Source organism: Veillonella ratti (assembly GCF_003992115.1).
Taxonomy (GTDB): domain Bacteria; phylum Bacillota; class Negativicutes; order Veillonellales; family Veillonellaceae; genus Veillonella_A; species Veillonella_A ratti.
In genome coordinates, this window is the sequence record NZ_RQUX01000024.1 from 1 (window position 1) to 22,251 (window position 22,251).

17 protein-coding genes, 1 tRNA gene and 1 riboswitch are annotated in these 22,251 nt (G+C 43.5%); of the genes, 12 read left to right on the forward strand and 6 right to left on the reverse strand.

Annotation, left to right across the window (positions count from 1 at the left end; all coding sequences use genetic code 11):
• Positions 1-531 precede the first annotated feature (531 nt).
• A riboswitch (cobalamin riboswitch) is annotated at positions 532-705 on the forward strand.
• Positions 706-1,139: 434 nt separating this feature from the next.
• Positions 1,140-1,224 (reverse strand) — tRNA-Leu (locus tag EO124_RS09075).
• A 261-nt stretch (positions 1,225-1,485) separates the two neighbouring features.
• Here EO124_RS09075 and mfd point away from each other — a divergent pair.
• From mfd to EO124_RS09105, 6 genes are all read left to right on the forward strand, one after another.
• Complete coding sequence (gene mfd / locus EO124_RS09080) at positions 1,486-4,773, forward strand: transcription-repair coupling factor (protein ID WP_127059266.1); 3,288 nt, start codon at positions 1,486-1,488, stop codon at positions 4,771-4,773.
• A gap of 17 nt (positions 4,774-4,790) precedes the next feature.
• Positions 4,791-6,371 (forward strand): putative polysaccharide biosynthesis protein, encoded by a 1,581-nt coding sequence (locus EO124_RS09085; protein ID WP_127059267.1) that lies wholly within the window; start codon positions 4,791-4,793, stop codon positions 6,369-6,371.
• 51 nt (positions 6,372-6,422) lie between these two features.
• Positions 6,423-7,649 carry a nucleoside triphosphate pyrophosphohydrolase gene (gene mazG, locus EO124_RS09090; protein WP_241230700.1) on the forward strand — a complete coding sequence of 409 codons (1,227 nt, stop codon included), beginning with the start codon at positions 6,423-6,425 and terminating at the stop codon, positions 7,647-7,649.
• 71 nt (positions 7,650-7,720) lie between these two features.
• Complete coding sequence (gene hbs / locus EO124_RS09095) at positions 7,721-8,023, forward strand: non-specific DNA-binding protein Hbs (protein ID WP_006556485.1); 303 nt, start codon at positions 7,721-7,723, stop codon at positions 8,021-8,023.
• Positions 8,024-8,191: 168 nt separating this feature from the next.
• Positions 8,192-9,364 carry an MGDG synthase family glycosyltransferase gene (locus tag EO124_RS09100; RefSeq protein WP_127059268.1) on the forward strand — a complete coding sequence of 391 codons (1,173 nt, stop codon included), beginning with the start codon at positions 8,192-8,194 and terminating at the stop codon, positions 9,362-9,364.
• Between the two features lie 66 nt (positions 9,365-9,430).
• Positions 9,431-9,760, forward strand: coding sequence for a hypothetical protein (locus EO124_RS09105; RefSeq protein ID WP_021841556.1), 330 nt, complete (start codon positions 9,431-9,433; stop codon positions 9,758-9,760).
• Between the two features lie 158 nt (positions 9,761-9,918).
• Here the strand turns inward: EO124_RS09105 and EO124_RS09110 are convergent, their stop codons facing one another.
• The gene (locus tag EO124_RS09110) at positions 9,919-10,665 is read right to left on the reverse strand and encodes a DUF4198 domain-containing protein (protein WP_127059269.1); all 747 of its coding nucleotides are present in this window, start codon (positions 10,663-10,665) and stop codon (positions 9,919-9,921) included.
• 297 nt (positions 10,666-10,962) lie between these two features.
• On the opposite strand from EO124_RS09110, the gene EO124_RS09115 reads away from it, so the two are divergent.
• From EO124_RS09115 to EO124_RS09120, 3 genes are all read left to right on the forward strand, one after another.
• The gene (locus tag EO124_RS09115) at positions 10,963-12,951 is read left to right on the forward strand and encodes an ABC-F family ATP-binding cassette domain-containing protein (RefSeq protein ID WP_127059270.1); all 1,989 of its coding nucleotides are present in this window, start codon (positions 10,963-10,965) and stop codon (positions 12,949-12,951) included.
• A gap of 331 nt (positions 12,952-13,282) precedes the next feature.
• Entirely contained in the window at positions 13,283-13,459 is a 177-nt protein-coding gene (locus EO124_RS10235) for a hypothetical protein (protein ID WP_021841559.1), read from the forward strand.
• Positions 13,460-13,810: 351 nt separating this feature from the next.
• The gene (locus tag EO124_RS09120) at positions 13,811-14,320 is read left to right on the forward strand and encodes a DnaA ATPase domain-containing protein (RefSeq protein WP_127059271.1); all 510 of its coding nucleotides are present in this window, start codon (positions 13,811-13,813) and stop codon (positions 14,318-14,320) included.
• A 182-nt stretch (positions 14,321-14,502) separates the two neighbouring features.
• On the opposite strand, the gene EO124_RS09125 is transcribed toward EO124_RS09120, so the two are convergent.
• The 4 genes from EO124_RS09125 to EO124_RS09140 are packed head-to-tail and all read right to left on the reverse strand — an operon-like array spanning position 14,503 to position 18,779.
• Entirely contained in the window at positions 14,503-15,789 is a 1,287-nt protein-coding gene (locus EO124_RS09125) for an ABC transporter permease (protein ID WP_127059272.1), read from the reverse strand.
• A complete protein-coding gene (locus EO124_RS09130; protein WP_127059273.1) occupies positions 15,779-16,450 on the reverse strand; it encodes an ABC transporter ATP-binding protein in 672 nt (223 codons plus the stop codon). Before EO124_RS09130 ends, EO124_RS09125 begins: the two co-directional genes overlap by 11 nt.
• A 1-nt stretch (position 16,451) precedes the next feature.
• Positions 16,452-16,901 carry a hypothetical protein gene (locus EO124_RS09135; RefSeq protein WP_226974119.1) on the reverse strand — a complete coding sequence of 150 codons (450 nt, stop codon included), beginning with the start codon at positions 16,899-16,901 and terminating at the stop codon, positions 16,452-16,454.
• Between the two features lie 27 nt (positions 16,902-16,928).
• Entirely contained in the window at positions 16,929-18,779 is a 1,851-nt protein-coding gene (locus EO124_RS09140) for an alkaline phosphatase (RefSeq protein ID WP_127059274.1), read from the reverse strand.
• A gap of 410 nt (positions 18,780-19,189) precedes the next feature.
• Here EO124_RS09140 and EO124_RS09145 point away from each other — a divergent pair, with 410 nt between their 5' ends.
• From EO124_RS09145 to EO124_RS09155, 3 genes are all read left to right on the forward strand, one after another.
• The gene (locus EO124_RS09145) at positions 19,190-20,077 is read left to right on the forward strand and encodes a formate/nitrite transporter family protein (RefSeq protein WP_127059275.1); all 888 of its coding nucleotides are present in this window, start codon (positions 19,190-19,192) and stop codon (positions 20,075-20,077) included.
• A 240-nt stretch (positions 20,078-20,317) separates the two neighbouring features.
• Positions 20,318-21,109, forward strand: coding sequence for a trans-2-decenoyl-ACP isomerase (fabM, locus tag EO124_RS09150; protein WP_021841566.1), 792 nt, complete (start codon positions 20,318-20,320; stop codon positions 21,107-21,109).
• A gap of 237 nt (positions 21,110-21,346) precedes the next feature.
• Complete coding sequence (locus tag EO124_RS09155) at positions 21,347-22,213, forward strand: aldo/keto reductase (protein WP_164726608.1); 867 nt, start codon at positions 21,347-21,349, stop codon at positions 22,211-22,213.
• Positions 22,214-22,251: the final 38 nt, after the last annotated feature.

Sequence of the window (22,251 nt, forward strand, 5' to 3'; positions counted from 1 at the left end):
GCGAATCGCGTAGTTCGGGGCGTAAGATTTCTCGAAGAGAAATCCACAGCATCCGAACGGGAAGCATATATAGCGAGACCGCGTACGAATGATAGGTAGTCGCTGAACAGGCGCATAGTTCCCTGTGTTACTAACTCTCTCTACCGTAGCAAGCAAAGCAATGCGGTGGACCTTTAGATAAACTTTATTCCATACCTCAACCTAACTCCTTTTTCGTATTCTCCATAGATTATGTCTATTCATAAGCCATGGCCATACGGCTTACCACAGCTGCATCTGTTAAAAAGTCTAAAGCATCGTATTCAACAGTCAATGTTTTTTATGCTTGACTCTATCATACATATGATAGAAGTAATTAGAGGCTTTCGTACAATATTTTAATTCAACAACAATTGATATAACGTAGTAAATGTGCGACATTTCAGCAAGTTTTTGGCTTTTTACGAAATAATGAAAAATGGAAACAATTGTTTATTGACAATGTATAAAAATCATGTTACTATACGTGTATAGAAAGTATCAAATAAATAAAATACATAGTTGGGAATAGGTGCAGAAATGCATAATAGAGAAGTCGGTGTAAGTCCGACACGATCCCGTCACTGTAAGGCTGAGCGAATCTCATTTAAGTCACTGGGTAACACTGGGAAGGCGAGAGGAGCGGTGAAGCTAAGTCAGGAGAACTGCCTATTCATCATTCACCATTTGACCTACGAGCGATAGGGAGGAGAATCATATATCCTTTTTCGCATGCGTCGGAAAAGGCTTTTTTATTGCCTAATTCGATGATGCATGTAACACCCGTACCGGTCATGGCTATGGATATTTGGTATTATCACGCAAGTGTTAATATATTGTCATGATAATGTATGGGCGTACATTTTCATCATCTCCTAATCAAAGGCTCTACAAAATACTGTGATGGGTATTTTGTAGAGCCTTTGACCTTTTTATATATGATTTGATAAGTGGCATTAGCAATGTGTGGATAAGTAGAAGTAGTAATGTATGGATAATTGGAAGTAGAAGTAGCAGTGTATGGGCAAAATAAAAAGAGCGATGATTACATCACTCTTATAGACAGTATAATTCAAATTTCAGGCAATAAAAAAAGCCCTTAAGGGCTTAAAGGTCTTAACTGGTGCGGGAGAAGGGACTTGAACCCCCACGCCCGAAGGCGCCAGATCCTAAGTCTGGTGCGTCTGCCAATTCCGCCACTCCCGCAACAAAGATATATTATCATATCGGGAGCCATATCGTCAATAGATAAATAAAAAATAGCACAAACTAGAGGGGAATGAATTGTACAATATTAATATTTTTGCTGATGTGACGGGGCTAATAAAGCCCTTTCCGTATTGATGTTGAATGACTCCTATGGTACACTAAATATATACTTTGTAATTACAAGGGGCTTTGGCGTTGCTAAAGCCCGTTTTGTCGTTGCTATATGAGCGTAAAAAGAAGAAGGTAATAGAAAATCCAATGGAAACATTACAGGAATTATTATATAAATACCCTGCCTATAAAGAGGCGGAAGGACTTTTTGGTAAAAAAGGAAAGCATGTAATATCAGGGCTTGGAGGCTCTCAAAAGCCGTTCATTTATAGCACTGCTATGAAGGCGATAGAGCAGCGGCCTACCATTGTATTGGTGCATGATAAGAACCATAAAGAACAATGGGAGCGCGATTTGGCATTCTTTTTGCCGGATGTGGACGTAATGCCATTTCCTATTACTGAAAAAGTCACATTTATTACGGCGGCGCGCAGTCTGGAAAATCAGGGGCTGCAGATGCGAGCATTAGGTGCTTTATTACACGATGAACCGGTTGTAGTTATCGCCACAATCGATGAGGCAACCCAACGTATTTTAACGCCGGAAGAATTAAAAGAAAGTGTTATACATTTAGCCACCGGTGACATTGTTGAGCGTGAAATTATGCTCGAGAAATTGGTAACCTTAGGCTATGAACGAACAGACCAGGTGGAACAACGTGGTTATTTTAGCGTGCGCGGCGACATTATCGACGTATTCCCGGTAAATAGCGATAATCCGTATCGTGTTGAGTTCTTTGACGATGAAATCGATACTATTCGTACCTTTGCCATCGACACGCAGCGCTCAATCGAGTCCGTCAAACATATGACGGTTATGCCGTTCCACTTGAACGATACTTCGGAAGAAGGCTCTTTATTGAGTTATGGCAAAAACGCTCTGCTCTTGTACGATGAACCGAATCGCTTGCAAGATGCCTTAAAAGGCTTTTTAAAAGAAGACGCCGTGCATCGTCAGCAGCATTTTACCTGGTCGGAGTTTATGGGGACTAATGCAGTTAAAAGTGAAATTGCATTTAACTTCTTACAGCAGCGCGTGTCCGGTTTAGCCGGTTTTGACAGCATTGGGCTTCAGAGTAAGTCCATGATGTCCTTTGAGCGTCAAATGCCGCTTTTAATCGATGAAATAGATGTGTGGCTAACCCAGGGGCGTCAAGTAGTGCTCGTTATGAACAATTTGCAGCGTCGCGAAGGTTTAGAACGAGCCCTCAGCGAAGCGAATATTGCCTATGAAGTGAGCGGCGAATTGAAAGCAACTAAAGAGGCTGTTCTCATTGTAAGCGGGCTTTTATCGGAAGGTTTTGAATTACCGCTTTGTAACCTGGTGGTAGTTACGGAAGGCAATATTTTTGGCCAACAAAAACGAAAGCTTCGTAAAAAAGTGCCAAAAGGGCAGGAAATTACTTACTTTACCGATTTAACGCCGGGCGATTATGTAGTCCATGCTTTGCACGGTATTGGGAAGTATATAGGGCTCAAAACGATTGAAACAGAAGGTATTCATAAGGATTACATTGAAATTGCCTATGCAGGCACGGACAAGTTATTTTTGCCGGCCGACAATTTAGATCAATTACAGAAATATATCGGCAATGAAGGTGATGTGCCTAAAATTCATAAGATGGGCGGCCGTGAGTGGGGCAAAGTTCGTCAAAAAGCACAAAAATCCATTGACGATTTAGCAGAAAAGCTGGTAGAACTCTATGCGCAGCGTGAGGTTGTGGATGGCTTTGCCTTTGAGCCGGACGATACCTTCCAGATGGAATTTGAAGAAGCCTTTCCGTATGAAGAAACGGAAGATCAATTGCAGGCGTCTCAAGAAATTAAAGCCTCTATGGAGCTGCCGCATCCGATGGACCGATTGCTTTGCGGTGACGTTGGTTTTGGTAAAACGGAAGTGGCTATGCGCGCTATTTTTAAAGCGGTAAAAAGCGGTAAACAAGTAGCCGTCTTAGTACCGACAACTGTATTGGCACAACAACATTTTCAGACCTTTACCGACCGTTTGGGCGCCTTTGGGGTACGCGTTGAAGTGTTGAACCGTTTCCGCTCCGCCGGTGAAAAGCGCGATATTATTAAACGGGTTGCCGATAAATCGGTGGATGTCTTAATAGGAACCCATGCGTTATTAAATAAAAAAGTAGCTTTCAAAGATTTGGGGCTCCTCGTTGTGGATGAAGAACAACGTTTCGGTGTAGCGCAGAAGGAAAAGTGGAAGAGCTGGGCCAATAATATTGACGTTTTGACGTTGAGTGCCACCCCGATTCCGCGAACCCTCCACATGTCTCTTGTAGGGGTGCGTGAAATGAGTGTTATCAACACACCACCGGAAGACCGTTTACCGGTGCAGACCTATGTGGTGGAATATGACATGAAGCTCATTGCCGAAGCCATTCGCCGCGAAATTCAGCGCGGTGGGCAGGTCTATTTCGTGTATAACCGTGTAGCCTCCATTGAGCATATGGGCGAACTTTTGGAAGCGGCTATGCCGGATTTACGCTTTGCCATTGCTCACGGTCAGATGGCAGGCAGTGAAATGGAAGCCATTATGGTTGACTTTTATGAAGGCCATTATGATTTATTGCTCTGTACCAGCATCATTGAAACGGGGCTCGATATTCCGAATGCCAATACGATTATCGTGTACGATGCGGACCGTTTGGGTCTATCTCAGTTATATCAGATGCGGGGCCGTGTAGGTCGTTCCCGTCGTCGTGCCTATGCGTACTTCTTGTATCGTCCCGATAAAATGCTCAGCGAAACGGCGGAAAAACGTTTGAAAGCGATTGAAGAATTCACTGAACTGGGAGCCGGCTTTAAACTGGCTATGCGTGACCTCGAAATTCGTGGCGCCGGCAACTTACTGGGCTCACAGCAGCATGGTAACATTGCATCAGTCGGTTTTGCCTTGTACTGTTCTATGCTTGAAGAAGCAATTGCCAAAGCTCAGCATAAAACGGTTACTAAAACGGTGGAAGTGGATCCGGTCATCGACCTTGGCATCGACGCCTTCATTGATGAGGCCTATATCAGTGATACGGCCCGGAAGATTACCATTTATCAGCGTTTGTTGCAGATTCGCAAACTGGAAGATTTTGACGAATTTACCGATGAATTGATTGACCGATTCGGTTCGCCGACGCCGCCGGTGGAACGACTTTTGAAATTGGCGCGCATTAAAGAACGAGCCAGAGCCATCGGCATTAAGAGCATGGTCATTCGTGAAGGCGTTTTAATCATTCACTGGGCGGACTTGGAAAAGATGGCCGGCTGGGATCCCGGCTTAGTAGCGACAAAGGTTTGGCAACATGTTAAAATAGATAAAAATAATGTGTTACGTTACAGCCCGATTGAAGAGGGTACTTCCGTATTGACCACAGTTGAGGTTTTAATGGGGGAATTGGAAAAACGTGACCCTGCTTTACAATCTCAGTAAGCTTTAGGAGGAACCGTATGAATCGATTTTTAAAAGGGGCTATGATTCTTACCTTAGCGGGCATAATTGTGAAAATTATCGGTGCTTTCAGCAAGGTGCTGTTGGCACGCATTCTAGGCGGAGAAGGGATTGGGCTGTATCAAATGGCCTATCCCATTTACCAGATTATTGTCAGCCTGGCTACAGCGGGTTTACCGGTAGCTATATCGATTATGATTGCCGATAAACTGGCCTATAAAGACGTACGCGGCGCGTCAAAAATCTTTAGAGTATCCGCTACGGTTTTATTTGCCTTAGGTGCTTTTTTTAGCGTGGCACTGTTTCTGGCGGTACCGTGGCTGGTTGAGTCGGAATGGCTTACAGATCCACGCAGCAGCTTTGCGCTTATGGCCTTGGCGCCGGCAATTGTGGTAGTGACGATTTTGAGCTGCTTGCGCGGCTATTTCCAAGGGTTTCAGGACATGCTGCCAACCGGGGCGTCGCAGGTTGTGGAACAATCTTTACGCGTTGCTTGTATGGTAGGTTTTGCCCTATTCCTCTTGCCTTATGGACTGCCAATGGCAGCGGCTGGGGCTACGCTCGCGACCTTTCCGGGCGTTGTAGGGGGCGTATTGGTACTCCTTTATTTTTACCGACGGCAACGTCATTTACGGAGAAAACTATTAGCGGAGCAAGCGACGGACATCATTCCGGAAAGCTCATGGCAAATCATGAAGCGTTTGTTTGTTTTGGCCATTCCCGTTTCCATGGCCAACATTATGATGCCCATCGTGTCGGGCATTGATTTAGGCGTTGTACCGCAACGCCTTATTGATGCGGGCTATTCCGTTCGCGAAGCGACCACTTTATTCGGCTATTTGACGGGTATGGCTACCTCGCTGGTGAACTTGCCGATTATTTTGACCACGTCCTTGGCAGCCAGCCTTGTGCCGGCTATTTCTGAGGCTTTTTCCAAAAAAGACATGGGGGAAATTCAGAATCGCAGCCATGTGGCGCTTAAAATAACCACCTTGATTACGGTGCCTGCGTTTGTGGGGCTTTATGTGTTGGCTACGCCAATTTCAGAACTTCTTTATGCCACACCGAATGCGGGTGGCCCCATTGCGGTTATGAGTCTCAGTATTTTCCTCTTAGGCGTACAGCAAGTGAGCACAGGGATTTTACAAGGCCTCGGCCATACGGCGATTCCTATGGTGAATCTGTTCATCAGTACGCTCATTAAAATTCCGCTTAGCTGGTATTTGACGGCCTTGCCGGAATGGGGGATTAACGGGGCCGCTTGGTCCACGAATATTGACTTTGGTTTGGCCGCATTATTAAATATGATTTTTGTGCGCCGCTACATCAAGTATCAGGTACCTTGGCTCGAATTGAGTAAAATCTCCTTAGCCGCTTTTGCCATGGGCGGTGCGACCGTAATGACCTATTCCTTCTTTGAACCGCTTCTGGGCGGCAATTTTGCGGTTTTTGGTGCTATTATAGTGGCTATCGTCATTTATGGAGCGGGGCTTCTGATTACAAAAGCTGTCAAAGACGATGAATGGCAAGCCATGCCGGTCATCGGGAAGCGTTTGAAAAAACGTTCTCATAAAGACTGATAGAAGAGCGGCTATGGTACATAGAAACGGAGAAGCAGAAAAGGAGATTGTATGAATACAGCAAATATCGGGCCTTTATTGGTTAAATTGAATATAGATGTGGCTCAGGGACTGTTTATTGTGGGTGCCGATCAAATTGAGGAAACACCCTTTGATTTAACAGGCACTTTGTTAGTCACTGATTTAGTAAATGATGAAACAGCGTTGATGAATCTTACTGATGTTTTGAAAAAACGTTTCGGTGCCAATAGTCACGTTGATTTATATGGTGTTGCGCTTAGTGAAAATAATTCACTTGGCAAAGGGTTGCCGGTGAGTGATTTAAGCACGGCAGGCGCCTCCTATATGACGAAACTGGAAGCAGACATGGGTGAATCCCTGACTTGGGTATTGCTTCGTCGCTCGGCTGAAGATACTGTTAGGACTTCAGGGAATGCCTCTAAAATCGATTTAACGAGCCTGGAAGGGGCGGAAACTGAAGATGGGTATGAATTTACCTTACAGCCTCTGATTGACGTGGTAGCGGCTTTAAGAGCGCCGGACGGCTGCCCTTGGGATCGTTTGCAAACGCATAGTACCTTGCGCCGTTATCTTTTGGAAGAAGTATATGAAGTTCTTGAAGCCATCGACAATCAAGATATGGCCAATCTTCGCGAAGAGTTGGGCGACGTTTTATTGCAAATTGTATTCCATGCAAGACTGGCGGAAGAGCAGGGGCTTTTTACCGTCCAAGATATTATTGACGATATAACGGCTAAAATGATTCGCCGTCATCCCCATGTTTTTGCCAAAGCTACATCGAAAGAATTAGCTTCAACCCAGCTAAATTGGGAGGCTTTGAAGGCACAAGAACCGGGTCATGATAAAAAAACATTGCTTGGCGGCATCTCGAAGGGCCTACCGGCTTTATTGGGGGCTCAAAAACTACAAGAAAAGGCCGCGAAGGTAGGTTTTGACTGGGATACTGAGCCTCCGGTGTGGGCCAAATTTGAAGAAGAAATTGCCGAATTTAAGGAGGCCATCGCCGAAAAAGACTATGAAAATGCAGAATTAGAGGGCGGGGACGTGCTTTTTTCCTTGATTAATCTTCTAAGATGGTATAAAATAGGCGGTGAAAATGCACTAAACCGCACCAACAATAAGTTCCGCCAACGTTTTGCCCATGTAGAACGCTGTGTTAAAGACAGTGGAAAATCGTGGAAGGACTTTTCATTAGAAGAATTGGACTTATTTTGGGAATCGGCTAAAGTGTCTGAACAAAAACATTCATTGAAATGATTCGTAAGGCGTGATATACTCTTACAAGTTACAATGAATGGATACATTCTATTTTTTAAGGAGGTTCTGTCATGAATAAAACAGAATTAATCGCAAGTGTTGCTCAGAAAGCCGAATTAACTAAAAAGGATGCTGAAAAAGCAGTTAAAGCTGTGTTCGACACAGTAGCTGAAGAATTAGCAAAAGGCGAAAAAGTTCAAGTTATCGGTTTCGGTACTTTTGAAGTTCGCGAACGTTCCGCTCGTGAAGGCCGCAACCCACAGACTGGTAAAGCTATTACAATTGCAGCTTCCAAATCCCCTGCATTCAAAGCTGGTAAACAGTTAAAAGAATTAGTAAACGTACAAACTAAAGTTAAACCTCGCAAAAAATAATTTGCCCGGTTTTAGAAGAGACCGCCCATGATGACAGCGTCGTTAAGACGGCTGTTACGGTTGCCAATCGGCAATAAGGGGGTCTCTTTTTTTATGCAAAAAACAAGTTCTTTCCCGTTTCTAATTCGAAAAATATGTTATAATTGAAGAACAGGGAAGGAGACATTTATGAGCAAGCCAGACAGAATACTCATAGTATCAGCTTCAATCGGAACGGGTCATACGCAAGCAGCCCGAGCCATTGAAGAGTATTGGGCACAGAAAAATCCTGATGCCATTATTACCCATGTAGATTTTTTAAATACGAACAGTTTTTCTTTTGACAACTTGATTAAAGAAACTTATATTAAGATGATTGACGTATTCCCTATGATGTACGATGTTATTTATCGTATGTCGCAAGGGGATAAAAAAGGCAGCACCGCACAGACGGCGTTGTCATGGATGTTGAAACGTCGTATGTTAAAACTGATTAATCGGGAAAAGCCGGATATTATTATTTTTACTCATCCTTTTCCCTGTGGGGCGGCTTGTATTTTAAAACGCCAGCATTTAATTGATGTACCCTTGGTAGCTGTAATTACTGATTTTCAGGTGCATCAATTCTGGGTGTACAAACAAATTGATGCCTATTTTGTAGGTACTACCTCGATGGTAGATGAATTATGTAAAGCCGGTATTCCGGCCGATAAAATTACAATCACGGGGATTCCCGTACGTCGTACATTTTATGAGCATCGCTTAACCGAGTATAAGCATACTTATCCGGTAAAGGTCCTCATTATGGGCGGTGGACTCGGACTCGGTTGCGTGGAATCGGCGCTACAGCATTTAGATGAAGTGTCCGGTATTGATGAGCTCATTGTTATTACCGGTCGCAATGCGGATCTTTACGAAGGTCTCATGAGTATGCGTAAAAATTTGCGCACGCCTACGACGATATATGGCTATACTTTGGAAGTTGCCAAATTGATGCGGGAAGCGGCCATGTTGGTTACCAAACCGGGAGGTTTGACCTGTATGGAAGCCGTTACGGTTGGCGTACCGATGGTTTTCTTCAGTGCCATTCCGGGGCAAGAAGAAGGTAATGCCGCTTTTTTCGAACAACAAGGTTTTGCTCGTTGGGTGCGCGATATTCATAATTTACACGATGTAGTAACCGGCTTATTGTCTAATCCGGAACGATTGCATAAGATGTCGAGGGAAGAATTGCATTGGAAGTTGGATGGGGCAGCTAATATTGTCAGAGCAGTTCAGTGTTTGTTAGATGAACGTAAAAAGCCTGCCGGTGATGTGAATACGTCTATTGGGGATGTTAAAAACTCTCTTGCGAAGCTTTAGAATTTTTTGTACAATGGACTAAACATCCCGAAAGGGAATGGGGTTTTGTATTAAAGGAGGATTCGTATGGACGGCGACGCGCTGGAATCGTTTTATGAGAATTTAGGTTTTGAATTAGTTGAAATTGACGATCGGGAAACATTGTTTTATCAAATTGATGATGATGGTGATTATGCCACGATTACCGATGAAGATGGCGGTGTGCCGACTTCGTTGAATGAACCGATTATTTTTAACCTATATGATGATATGGATTCGTTTCAGTGGAGTGTGACAGTAGAAGATTCTGAATACTTTGGTGAATTATTTGCTCGCGTAGAAGATACGGACGAATTGCTTGCAGTATTGAAAGATATTCGACAAGAAAATATGGCTCGTTATGACGATAGCCTTTAATTAAAAGTTTGACTTAATCGATGCTGGCCGGTAAAGGCTGCAGATTGATATATGCCAAGCAATGAAAAAGCTATCCATTATTGCAACTAACGGCAATAATGGATAGCTTTTTAGTTAGGCGATTATAAAATGAAAAAGCAAAATAATATTAAGTTAGATTAATCTTCTTGTGGATGGAGTGTAAAGCTTAAGCTTGTGAAAATTTTATCCTGCGTAGCGAGGCCGTCAGATTGAGGATACGGGAAGGCGAGTTCAACGCCGATAACATTCACGCTGCCGTTGCGAACCGGTAAGTACGCTTTGCCGTCCACATCCGTTTTTTCAACAACTGTGTGATGATTAATTAAATCCGGAATAATTTCTACATTCGGCATCGGGCGACCTTCATGCAATACTTGTACCGGCAAAATATCGCCTACATTGAGTTGTGTCGGGTCTACCAACGGCACGATTTGGTACGGAATATTCGGAATGGCTTTCGGAGTACCTACCTTGTTTAAGTAGTTGATGCTGTACTTAATGGCATGGGTTCCTTTAATAGCGCCCGGTACATCTTTCATAGGAGCGTTGTGAACCTTTTTCTGACTATCTACGCTCCAATAGCCGTAATCGAAGATAATAACGGCTACGCTCGTATTTTCACTTGGCGAGATGGTCACATGGTCGGTAAAATTTTGTTGTGGAATAGCAACTTGCTGATAATCTTTCGTATAACCGGTTAAAGATTTAACCATGCTTGGCTGATAAGCATTATCTTCCGGTCCTTCGCCGAGCACAAGTTGTAATTGATCGAGACGCGGACCTACCCAAAGTCCGTGAGCAGAGGTTACACTTACCGCAGCGGTAGTCAAAAGAGCGGCGGCGCATAATGAGGCGGTGGCTTTAAGCAATTTACTACGAATCATAGAACACACTCCTTATAAAAAACCAAAAAATACCAAAATACCTGTTATGAATGACTAAAACGCAGATGACATTCATATTATCCTCATCATGACTTATAATTAGTTACTTGTCAATAATGGTAATCATTATTGTTTTTCATGATTGAAATAAGCGGCAGTAAGCTGTGAACGGAATCGTGTGGTTTTGAAATATATAGCCGTGGTTTGGTAAAGGAGTTGCTTTGCGGTATAATAAAAATAACGTATTAAATGAATTTAAATGGATAACAATCATCAAGAAAAAGGATTGAATAGATTATGAACGTGTTAACATTACAGGACGTAAGTCAATCGTACGGCACACGGCGATTATTTGAAGATGCCAATATGACCTTTACCGATAATAAACGCATCGGTTTAATTGGCGTTAACGGCACCGGTAAGTCAACCTTCATGCGCATGTTGGCAGGTCTTATTGAACCGGAAAAAGGCACTATTTTGCGCAATGGTAAGGCATCGGTTTATTATTTGCCGCAAGCACCGGAATTTGACGAAGACGCATCCTTATTGGAAAATATATTTTTAGCAGATCATCCGGTTTTAAAATTAGTCCGTGAATACGAACGCATGGATCAACAGAAGCCGGGCAGCTCGGAGCATTTAAAACTATTGAGCCGCATGGATACGGAAGGGGGTTGGCAGGTTGAGCAACAGGCCCGCACGATTTTAACTAAATTGGGTTTCGTCGATTTGATGCGGCCCGCTAAAGAACTAAGCGGCGGTCAGCGCCGGCGTTTGGCGTTGGGGCAGGCCCTGTTATATCCCAGTGATTTATTGCTTCTTGACGAACCGACTAACCATTTGGATGAAGCCAGCATCGAATGGCTTGAAAAATATCTTTTAGGCCGTAAAGGGGGCCTCGTAATCAGTACCCATGACCGCTATTTCTTGGATGCCTTGAGCGATGAAATTTTAGAACTTTCGGACCGTCATTTTTATAGCTATGAAGGGACCTATGAGACGTTTTTAACCTTGAAGGCGGACCGGGAAGAACGGGAAGCGGCGACGGCGGTAAAACGACATCAGTTCTTAAAACGAGAACTGGCTTGGGTACGCCGTGGGGCTCAAGCGCGTTCGACAAAGCAAAAAGCCCGTTTACAGCGTTATGAAACATTAAAAGCCCAGGATGTGGCACGTCGTGCCGACACCTTGGATCCGATTGCCCTTAAAAGCCGTTTGGGAAAGACTATTTTTGATATTGAACACTTAACCTTCAGTCGCGGTGATATTCCGATTGTGAAAGATTTTACCTATCATGTGGTTCGTCATGACCGCATCGGTATCGTAGGACCGAATGGCATCGGCAAATCCACATTTATGGGCTTATTGGACGGTAAATTCGAACCGGATGCAGGAACCCTCGGCCGTGGTGAAACGGTCCGTATAGCGCATTTTACGCAAGAATTACCGGTATTTGATGAAGACCAGCGTGTATTGGACTATATTCGGGAAGATCATCGTTACATGGTGTTGGCCGATGGCAGTACGTTGAGTGCCGGTCAAATTTTGGAACGTTTCCTATTTACCCCGGAACTCCATGGTGTACCGATTCGCAAACTATCGGGCGGTGAAAAGCGCCGCCTGTACTTGTTAAAACTCCTCATGAGTGCCCCTAATGTGCTCTTATTGGATGAACCGACCAATGATTTGGATATACCGACGCTGGAAGTGTTGGAAGACTTCTTGGACTCTTTTAGCGGTATTGTAATTACCGTTTGCCATGATCGTTACTTTTTAGATCGCGTCGTAGATAAATTATTCGTATTTAAAGGGAACGGTCAAATTGAAATCGTCCATGGGGCGTATTCGGAATATCGTGATATGTTGGATGAAATGGAAGCGGACAGTGGCATTGGTGTTTTGGCGGGCGGTAAATTAAATAGCGGTGTAGTAGAGCAGCAGACAGGTGCTGCGCAAACCATAGTAGGGGATGCTAAAAATGAGCTAAAAAGCGATAAAATCGCTTCTAAGGGTGCGCTTGCTTCTGATGAGACTAATGATACCTCAATTGCGGCAAAAACGGCTCCTACGGCGTCTAAACCACTTACAAAGGCAGAGCAGGCGGAGCTTGCTCAATTAGAACTGGATATTTCCGAGTTGGAAGGCCTGTTAAAAGCTTATGATGCCATGCTTAATCAAGCGGGCGGCGATTACGAAGCCATGGAAAAGACTATGGCAGAACGTGCCGATGCGGCGGCAAAATTAGATGCCAAAACGGAACGGTGGTTAATGCTTGCCGAGCGGTAATAGAATAATTTGTTTTAAAAATTTTTATTAATACCTTTCACTTTGGTGCATCAAATTTTTATAAATTAAAATTATGATACTTAAGAAATCAGACATAATTAAAAATAATTTATTTTTTCGAATACTCCATACGGCTTATTTTGATAAAATACGCCGTATAAACAAGAAATTTGATTTATAGTTTTGAAAGATGTAAACAATTTGAAAAAGTTTAAGGTATACATGAAATAAAATATTGAATTTTGTCGCTTGAATAGTATATACTAGAAACAGAGAAGAATAGTTATTTTTTTGCATGGCAGTGTTACGCATTTCCCAAGGGAGGATCGTTATGAAAACTAACAAGTGGGGCGGCAAACGCGCGGGCGCAGGTCGCAAAAAATCATTATTCGACCGCAAAGGTCGTACATTCCGTTTGACGGATGCAGAATTTTTGGAAGTTAAGCCTTTGATTGACGCAATTCGTAAACGTACTGAAGCGGCTGCTTTGGCATCCAAAGTTAAGTAGTGTCAATTAAGGACTGGGGAGAGTCCGACATATTTGCTCATCGTTAAAGAATTCAATCAGCAGATTGTTACTCTACTTCTCATATGTTATTAACAATGTAGTAGATAGGTATGAGGACTTATCGGCAACCGAGTATTCGGTTGCCGATTTTTCTGTTCTGATGAGATGTATTTATCAGGTACAAAAAACTTTGTAAAAAATTTTTGATTTTATGACAGAAACAGGATAACTATTTTTTCTTATAAAGATTAGCCATTTTCTGCTATAATATATAATAGTGAAAATATTGAATATAGTTCACAAATAGATTTAATAAAAATATAAGGATAAAAGTTTATAAGGAGATATAGCATGACAGAAACAATTAATACCGATATTTTAAAGAAAACCGATACCATTGTAAAAGCTGATGCGCGTCATACTTTTGATACCGTAGCGGCAGCATTGGGTGCTGATGCGCATAATCCGCTTGTAGTAGTAGGGACGGTTGCCAAAATGGAAAACGTCGGCGAAATCGTAAAGCGCGAATCTTTGGACGTTACGCCAAATCTAGTAATTAAAGAATTTACCGGTCAAGGTTTGGTGGAAGCGTATACCGACAGCGTAACTTACGGTTATGTGGCCGACTTCATGGAAGAATTTGTGCGCATCGATATGCTTTTAATCAGCGAGTTTGATTATGTAGTACGTGAAGCGGATGAATCGGTACAAAAAGGGGTGCTCCGTTTGTTTGAAGGTTTGGTTCGCAATGATCGTCAGGTTGTATTTACCATGACTCAGGCACCCGAAACCTATGAAGCCCTAGTTTTACCGAACTTGGCAGAACTCGTTGGCAGCGGTGCTTTTGTAGTTGTTAAATAAGACGCTGCTTATAGGTTAGACTCTAATAGGCTATGTGGAGTAAGAATCTCATATAACTCAGTAAAAAAGCTAAAGTGCAATACAAACCTAGCGTGTAATACAAAAGGGATATATCAGCGAAGAGTGGGTAGTTCTTCGTGATATATCCCTTTATGCGTAGGTGAGATTGTGTAAAACGTGTGTTAATTCATTATATCATGTAATTGTTTTGCCTTCCGGTGGAATGCGTACACCGGCAAGAGGCTTACCGCCAGACCGACGACTATGCAAAGGAGGGTGAGTTGCAAAGACGCTGAGGAGATGGCCAGCGGCATGATAATGGCTGAACTGGTGTGTAAGGCATAGGCCAGGCCGAGGTAGGCGCCAAAGCCCATGAGCCAGCCAAAGACTGCGCCAAGACCTATTACATAGGCCGTTTGCTGTATCAAAATACTGTACAGTTGCTTTTGTGTTGCGCCGAGCGCTTTTAAGATGGCGTAATCGCGGAGTCGATTCACCGTTGCCAAATAAGCAGTTACCAAAACAACGGCCATGGCAAGCCCGATTAATAAGTAACCGATAGGTTGCCATACTTTTTCACCACGCCCCATGAGGTTGAAGAGTTGGGTAATGACTTGGGCGGGGAATACGAGTTGAGCATCTTTACGTTTGACATATTGGGCCGCTAGGGTATAGGCTTGTCCGAAACCTACCGGTTCTACCATGATAGCCGTCACATCGCCTTTTTCAGAAAGGTCGTGAGGGTGATCTTGGTCTTGCACTTGCACTTGCTCTTGGGCTTGAGCTTGAGCGGCGGTCGGGAGTTGTCCTTGTACTCGGTTTTGTTTATGACCGTGAGCATGGAGCTCCCAAATGCTTTCGATAGGTGTCAAAACGGCTTGATTATAAGGGCCGCCGGTATCGGCTAATATACCGACAACCGTAAATTTTTCTTCTTGATGCTCTTTACCTTTTGCCAAAGTACCATGTGTGGAGTAGAAGGTATCACCTAGAGCCAGGCCTAATTGTTTTGCCACATCTTGGCCGATAACGGCTTCAAAAGGGGTTTGGAACGGACGGCCCGATGAGAGGCGCAGCCATTCCGGTTTAGTATTATCGGCTCGTACGGCAAAAATTTCAGGCTCGGTACCAACTAAGCGAAACCCTTTTACACTATCGCCAAAAGCTAAAGGTATGGCCTGTTTTACAAGTTTAGTATTGGCGCGTAATTGAGTAACTTCTTGGTAACTGATATTGGAAAGGGGTTTGTCTTGTAAAAAGACGGTATTAAGTACAAACTGTTGGCTGCTTCCGGGAGAGCCTACGAGTAGGGTAAAGGGTTCGGTCGCGGCGATGAGTCCACGCTGCAGTCCGCTACCCAAGGAAACTACCAATACACTTAAGGCTACCGCGAGCGCCATGACGAGAAGCAGGAGCGACGTGGTCAGCGGTTTGGACCAAAGCTGCTGCCAGGCTATTTTACGAATCATGAGAACCTCGCTTTGTTAAGTGTAATTGATTAGTAAATTGAGAAATAACAGTCGTTTCGTGACTGGCAATCAGTAAGGTGGCATTAGCTTCCGTGCTGTAGTTGCGCAATAAGTCGATAACGATGGCACTGTTGGCGGCATCAAGACTGGCTGTCGGTTCGTCGGCTAACAGTAGGGAAGGTTTTTTTATAAGCGCCCGGGCAATAGCCACGCGTTGTTGCTCACCTTTGCTCAATTGGGTCGGCTTTTTGTGACGGAGATTGGTAAGACCCATGATGTCCATGAGTTTCACTGCTTCATCGGTCATCTCTTTGTGCGTAAAACGATTGGCAAAGAAGGCACCGTTTATAATGTTTTCTTCGGCTGTTAAAAAACTGAGCAGATTGAAGTCTTGAAAAATATAACCAACTTGTTGACCGCGCCAATGATCGAGTTCTTTTGCGTTGATTTCGGTCAAACTGACATCATCCGCCTGAATCGTGCCGGTAGTCGGTTGTAGGAGTCCGGCTATGCACTGGAGTAAGGTGGATTTGCCACTGCCGCTAACGCCGGTCAAACACCATTGACTACCGGTCGGTGCTTCAAAGGAAGGCAAGTTCAATACGGTAATCAAGGTGTCGCCGTCAGGAAATTGACGGGTCAGATTTTGAATCGTCAACATATTAATAAACCTCAGCACCACGGAGGCGAACAAGACTTACAAAGCCTGTTTCACCATCTACATAGCTGCCTACTTCCAATTGTCCCGATACGGTAATGTCCTGGTCATAAGGCAAAGCCGTTACGGAATCGTCCATATAAACGACTACAATATCACTAGGCCAATCTGCATCAGTTGAGCAGAAGGGACAGATGGCCATAGGTGTTTCCGTGAGCACAAAGAAGTTGATGGTCGGTTTTAACGGTGGAGCCATATAACCTTGCATCGTTACATTTTGCCCATTTAATGACAATAAGCTATCCGATAGAATAAGCCCTTCTGAAGTTGCGCCTGCATACATGTCTTCAAAATTCAGCCAAGCCGCCAAAGCCGTGTTGGGCACCATGACAACTGCAAGCTGTACTACGAGGCCAAGTATTAAAGGGCGTAGCCACTGTTTTAATTGCATCATTGTTCCTAGTCACATCCTTGTAAAAAATTATTTGTTGTTATCTTTGTTGCCGTCAACGCCAAGGGCACGGAGGATACCGAAGAATACTTCAGTGTTGTCCATAACGCCGTGGAAGTATTCGGAACCAGGGCCTTGAGCCATGAGTACTACGTCGTCAGCGGAGTGAACTTCGCTGGTTTCACCGGTAGTTGTAGGTAAGTTGCCTTGTACTAAGCGAGCGCCTTGTGGAGCACGTTTAGGGTTAGCGATTACAAGACCGTCTTTGCCGGCTGTAGCTGGGCTTGTTGGTTCATTTTGGAAACGATAGTTTTCATAATGATCCGGAGCATTAGCGTATTGAACAGCTAAGGTTACGTCAGCATCAGGGTTATCAGGGAAGCCGTCGCGGTTAGCGTCGATGAATGTAGGCCAGCCTGCATCACCGTATACACGAACTGCTTCACGACCTACTTTGCCATCTTGTTCGCTGTAAGTACCGGTAATACTGATACCGTGAGCATGGTCAGCTACTACGATAATCAAAGTGTTGTCGCCATGAGCTTTGGAGTATTCTTGAGCCCATTGGATAGTCTGGTCGAATTCGATAGCGTCATAAGCCGCACGTTGCCAATCCATTGTATGTAATTGTTTGTCAATGGAGCCGGCTTCAGACATAAGGAAGAAACCGTTAGGGTTCTTTTCTAATACGTCAACGGCTTTTTTAGTCATATCCAAAAGACCAGGTTGATCGTTGAAACCTTTAAGCACGGATGGATTTTCAGGTAAGAATTCGCGATCCATGTAAACGTTCATTGTGTTAAGGGTGAATAAACCGAGGATTGGTTTGTCAGCTGTAGTTTGAGCAAGTTCAGTTTTGTTACCGGCAAATTGGTAGCCTTTGTTTTTGAACTCTTGGATTACGTTCACATTGTCTTTACGTTTGGAACCAGGAGTTTCCAATGGCAAGAAAAACTGGGAACCACCGCCCAATACAACAGCCGGTGGGTTTTTACGATTTAAGAAGTCCATTGCGATGAAGTTCTGTTCGCCGCGACGACGAGTATGGGCCGTTACGGCAGCCGGAGTTGCGTCAGTTACAGCCGCAGTTGTTACCATGCCGTAGGACATATCTTTCGCACGGGAAATGATTTCAGAGATATTTTCTACTTTTGGATCATCCATTGGGTCCGGAGTGCTGTTTTCATACACGCCCATAGCGTTAACTACGGATTTGTTACCGGTGTTGTAAGCGGAAGCACTGTTGGCGGAGTCCGTTACGATGGAGTCATAACCGGAAGTAGTGATAAGAGCCATGTGAGGCATTTTTTCCATAGCCAAAACGTCGTTGAATTTACCGTCGCTCATGCCTTTGGAAAGAATACGAGCTACTTCTTTAGCTTGCATGCTCATGCCGTCGCCAACGAAGAGGATAACGTTTTTAGCTTTCTTTTGAGCTTTTTCGTTAACTACTTTGTAGTTAGCCATTTTTCTGATTGCGCCTTGAGCTGTGTTAGCAACTACGTTAACGCGTTTGTCGCCGGTGTCTTTGAAGGACACATCGTTAATACGATAGGAAATATGGTCGGCGTATTGGGTGATTGTTGCGTCTTGTTTGAAAACTTTAGTAGCGTCTTCACCGTTGATTGTTACTGCTACTTCTGTAGTAGTAAGCGGCAATTCCACTTCAAAGTCAAAACGTTGACCCTGCCAGAATTTTGCCTGGTTAATAGGCATTACTTTAATTGCGTTACTTGTCACAGCCGTGGCAGGTAAGTTTGCTTGAGAAACTACACTCACTGCAGGAGCTGCTGCTTGGACTGCGGGCGTACTAAGACCGAACGCTAAGGCACCTGCTAAAGCAAAAAATACCATTTTACGTAAATGCTGCTTTCCGTTCATGAAAATACCTCCTAATGTATCAAATAAAAATGAACTTCTGCTCTCTTTATCCTATCAAAGGGCTAAAAAAAGATACAGAAAAAAGGCGGTAAAGTATTTGTAAAAGAATTGTAATAGAGCTAAGGGCAAAGGACGTTTGAATTTAGTACAACACAAATATCGTGTTTTATGCTACAATTAAAAAGATAAATCATGTCAGAGGTTCAGCGTGTGGAGTCACATAGGCTCATTTTACAAAAGTTCGTAAATATTTGATAAAAGTAGGTAGCTTTTATCGGTCAGCCGTAATGACTAAGTGGTCATTATAAAATAGCAGTGTATATGTAATAGTGTATATGTAGCAGTATGCATATATCAGTGCATATGTAGCAGCATGCATATAGCAGTCAGTTATTGGGAGGCGATTTTTTATGAATGATCCAAAATTGTTGAAACCTGTAGAAACAACGGCCCTCGCTTTGGCCATAGGGGAGAAAAAGGCGAATTCGTCCTTTCGTACCTTGTTGATTCTGGGCTTTTTAGGCGGAGCCTTTATTGCGTTTGCTTCGCAGGCGTCAACGATGGGGGCTTTTAATTTATTAGCATTGCCCGCCTGGTACGGTTTAGGTAAAGTAGTAGCGGGTCTGATTTTTGGGGGTGGCCTGGTTTTCGTCTTGATGGCGGGGACTGAGTTGTTCACCGGGAATGTATTGATTACTAATGCCTGGCTATGTGGGCGCGTTTCCCTATACCGTTTATTGCGTAATTGGGTGATTGTATTTATGGCCAATTTATTGGGTTCGCTGTGCATCGCGTGGTTGTTAAGCCAGTCCGGACTGTGGCATAGTGGTGCCAATCTGGTGGGCGGTATGACGATTAAACTGGCGGTCGGCAAAGTGACGCTTACATTCGGTCAAGCATTGGCATTGGGAATACTTTGTAACTGGCTCGTATGTTTAGCCGTCTGGCTCAGCTTCAGCACCACATCAACGTCCGGTAAGATTCTGGCAATTTATTTACCTATATTTATGTTTATCGTGTCCGGTTTTGAACATAGTGTGGCTAACATGTATTATATTCCATCCGGTATTTTGGCCGCTTCCGATCCGTCTTACGTGGTACAGGCCACGGCATTGGGAGTTACACCGGAGGCCTTGGCACAACTCGGTTGGGGATCGTTCTTTATTAACAATCTGTTGCCGGTCAGCTTGGGTAATATTATCGGCGGCGCCGTATTTATCGGCATGGCGTTAATGTATGGGAATGGTCGTCCCGATGAAGCGCTGATTCAGGCTATGAAAGAAAAAGTTTTAAAATAAAGTTTTAAATAGAGTTTTAAAATAAGGTAATGAAGGTTAGTATACATAGCCATGGCTAACTATTATAAATTCGGAAGTTAAAAGATAAAGCCTTAAACCGCCTCTTTTCATTATCGAAGAAATTCGGTATACTAATAACAAAGTAGAAGATAAAGTTTGAGAGGGCACTTTTTTAGAATCCTGTAATTTAGGTAATATAAGGAAGGCTTTTGTTTCCGAGTATTAGAAATGGAGTAATCAATGGAATATACCAATATTTTGTATTCAGTAACTAACAAAATTGCAACAATTACCTTTAATCGTCCGGAAGTGCAGAACGGATTTAACATTCCTATGTGTAATGAAATCCTTGATGCCATTGAGCGCACTGAAGCAGATCCGGAAGCACGGGTGCTCTTAATCAATGCGGTAGGTAAGGTATTCTCTGTCGGTGGCGATTTGTCGGAAATGAAACGCGCCGTTGAAGAGAACGACCAGCAGTCGTTAGTAGCCATCGCTGAACTGGTTATGCAAATTTCATTTGCTATGAAAAAAATGTCCAAACCCGTTGTTATGAGTACGGACGGAGCCGTAGCCGGCGCCGCGTTTAATATGGTATTGGCTGCCGATATCTGTATTGCCTCTACCAACAGCCGTTTTATCCAGGCCTTTGTTAATGTAGGTCTTGCACCTGATGCGGGCGGTATGTTCTTATTGACCCGTGCTATCGGTATGAACCGCGCTATGCAGCTCGCCATGACCGGTGAAGCGGTAACTGCTGAAAAAGCGAAAGAATACGGTTTTGTATATAAAGTGTGTGAACCGGAATTATTAGTAAAAACAACCGACCGTCTTTGCACTCGTTTAGCTAAAGGGCCTGAATTATCCTTCAAAGCTATGAAAGAAATGATGTGGGCCAGTGTATTCAGTGGTTGGGATGAATATGCTAAATTGGAAGTACATTTACAAACAACCTTGGGCTTCTCGGAAGACTTCAAAGAAGGTGTGCGTGCCTTTGCAGAACGCCGTCGTCCTAATTTCCAGGGGAAATAATGTGATAATGGGGGCTATTTAATTGTAAAAATTAGATAGCCTTTATTGTTATAAAAAATGGTGGCTAGTTTTATTAAGCTAAGAATCGTTCTATTAAGCTAAGATTAGGTCTATTAAGCTGAGAATAAGTCCATTAAGCTTAGAATAGGTTTATTAAGCTAAGAATAGTTCTAAATAATAGATCTAAATAATAAATCTAAATAATAGATCGATTCGGATGTATAGGAGTGAGAGCATATGGAAACGAATAACGTAAAAGATCATGTAATCCTAAATAATGGCGTGAAAATGCCGATTCTTGCCTTTGGGACTTATTTAATTCCGAATGAAGACACGAAACAGGCCGTTTTGGACGCGCTTGATGCGGGCTATCGCCACATTGATACGGCGCGCTTATATGGTAACGAAAATGAAGTGGGTGAAGCCGTGAATGCCACGTCCGTACCTCGTGATGAAGTTTTCGTAACAACGAAGATTTGGTTTAATAACTATGGTTATGAAAAAGCCAAAGCAGCCATTGACGATGCTTTAAAACGTATGAACCTTGACTATCTTGACCTCATGCTCCTTCATCAGCCATATAATGATTATTATGGGGCCTATCGTGCGTTGGAAGAAGCGTATAAAGCCGGTAAATTGCGTGCTATCGGAGTAAGCAACTTCTATCCGGATCGTTTAAACGACCTCATTGCTTTCAACGAAATTAAGCCACAGGTTGATCAGATAGAAATCCATCCGTACTTCCAGCAGGAATTTGCCCGTGCCAATATGGAAGCGCATGGCGTTCAGACGGAATCTTGGGCCGCCTTTGCGCGCGGTAAAGATGGTATTTTTACCAATCCAATCTTAGAAGAAATCGGTAAAAAATATAACAAATCTACGGCACAAATCATGATTCGTTGGCAGTTACAGCGCGGCATTGTATGCCTTGCCAAGAGCTCCAGCCCTAAACGGATGGCGCAAAACCTCGACGTATTTGATTTTAGCCTTACCGAAGAAGACATGGCGGCCATTAAGACCATCGATAGAGATACAACCGTGTTTATGAGCCATTATGATCCGCGTATGTTAGAAGAATTATTAACTAGAGCCGTTGAGGCGTAAGCCCTTTATGTGGCTTAGCTCTACTAATTGAATAAAGG

What these genes read in the sequence shown, in the direction of transcription:
- mfd (WP_127059266.1), top strand. Translation starts at nt 1,486, where the DNA reads ATGGAAACATTACAGGAATTATTATATAAATACCCTGCCTATAAAGAG.
- EO124_RS09085 (WP_127059267.1), top strand. Translation starts at nt 4,791, where the DNA reads ATGAATCGATTTTTAAAAGGGGCTATGATTCTTACCTTAGCGGGCATA.
- mazG (WP_241230700.1), top strand. Translation starts at nt 6,423, where the DNA reads ATGAATACAGCAAATATCGGGCCTTTATTGGTTAAATTGAATATAGAT.
- hbs (WP_006556485.1), top strand. Translation starts at nt 7,721, where the DNA reads ATGAATAAAACAGAATTAATCGCAAGTGTTGCTCAGAAAGCCGAATTA.
- EO124_RS09100 (WP_127059268.1), top strand. Translation starts at nt 8,192, where the DNA reads ATGAGCAAGCCAGACAGAATACTCATAGTATCAGCTTCAATCGGAACG.
- EO124_RS09105 (WP_021841556.1), top strand. Translation starts at nt 9,431, where the DNA reads ATGGACGGCGACGCGCTGGAATCGTTTTATGAGAATTTAGGTTTTGAA.
- EO124_RS09110 (WP_127059269.1), bottom strand. Translation starts at nt 10,665, where the DNA reads ATGATTCGTAGTAAATTGCTTAAAGCCACCGCCTCATTATGCGCCGCC.
- EO124_RS09115 (WP_127059270.1), top strand. Translation starts at nt 10,963, where the DNA reads ATGAACGTGTTAACATTACAGGACGTAAGTCAATCGTACGGCACACGG.
- EO124_RS10235 (WP_021841559.1), top strand. Translation starts at nt 13,283, where the DNA reads ATGAAAACTAACAAGTGGGGCGGCAAACGCGCGGGCGCAGGTCGCAAA.
- EO124_RS09120 (WP_127059271.1), top strand. Translation starts at nt 13,811, where the DNA reads ATGACAGAAACAATTAATACCGATATTTTAAAGAAAACCGATACCATT.
- EO124_RS09125 (WP_127059272.1), bottom strand. Translation starts at nt 15,789, where the DNA reads ATGATTCGTAAAATAGCCTGGCAGCAGCTTTGGTCCAAACCGCTGACC.
- EO124_RS09130 (WP_127059273.1), bottom strand. Translation starts at nt 16,450, where the DNA reads ATGTTGACGATTCAAAATCTGACCCGTCAATTTCCTGACGGCGACACC.
- EO124_RS09135 (WP_226974119.1), bottom strand. Translation starts at nt 16,901, where the DNA reads ATGATGCAATTAAAACAGTGGCTACGCCCTTTAATACTTGGCCTCGTA.
- EO124_RS09140 (WP_127059274.1), bottom strand. Translation starts at nt 18,779, where the DNA reads ATGAACGGAAAGCAGCATTTACGTAAAATGGTATTTTTTGCTTTAGCA.
- EO124_RS09145 (WP_127059275.1), top strand. Translation starts at nt 19,190, where the DNA reads ATGAATGATCCAAAATTGTTGAAACCTGTAGAAACAACGGCCCTCGCT.
- fabM (WP_021841566.1), top strand. Translation starts at nt 20,318, where the DNA reads ATGGAATATACCAATATTTTGTATTCAGTAACTAACAAAATTGCAACA.
- EO124_RS09155 (WP_164726608.1), top strand. Translation starts at nt 21,347, where the DNA reads ATGGAAACGAATAACGTAAAAGATCATGTAATCCTAAATAATGGCGTG.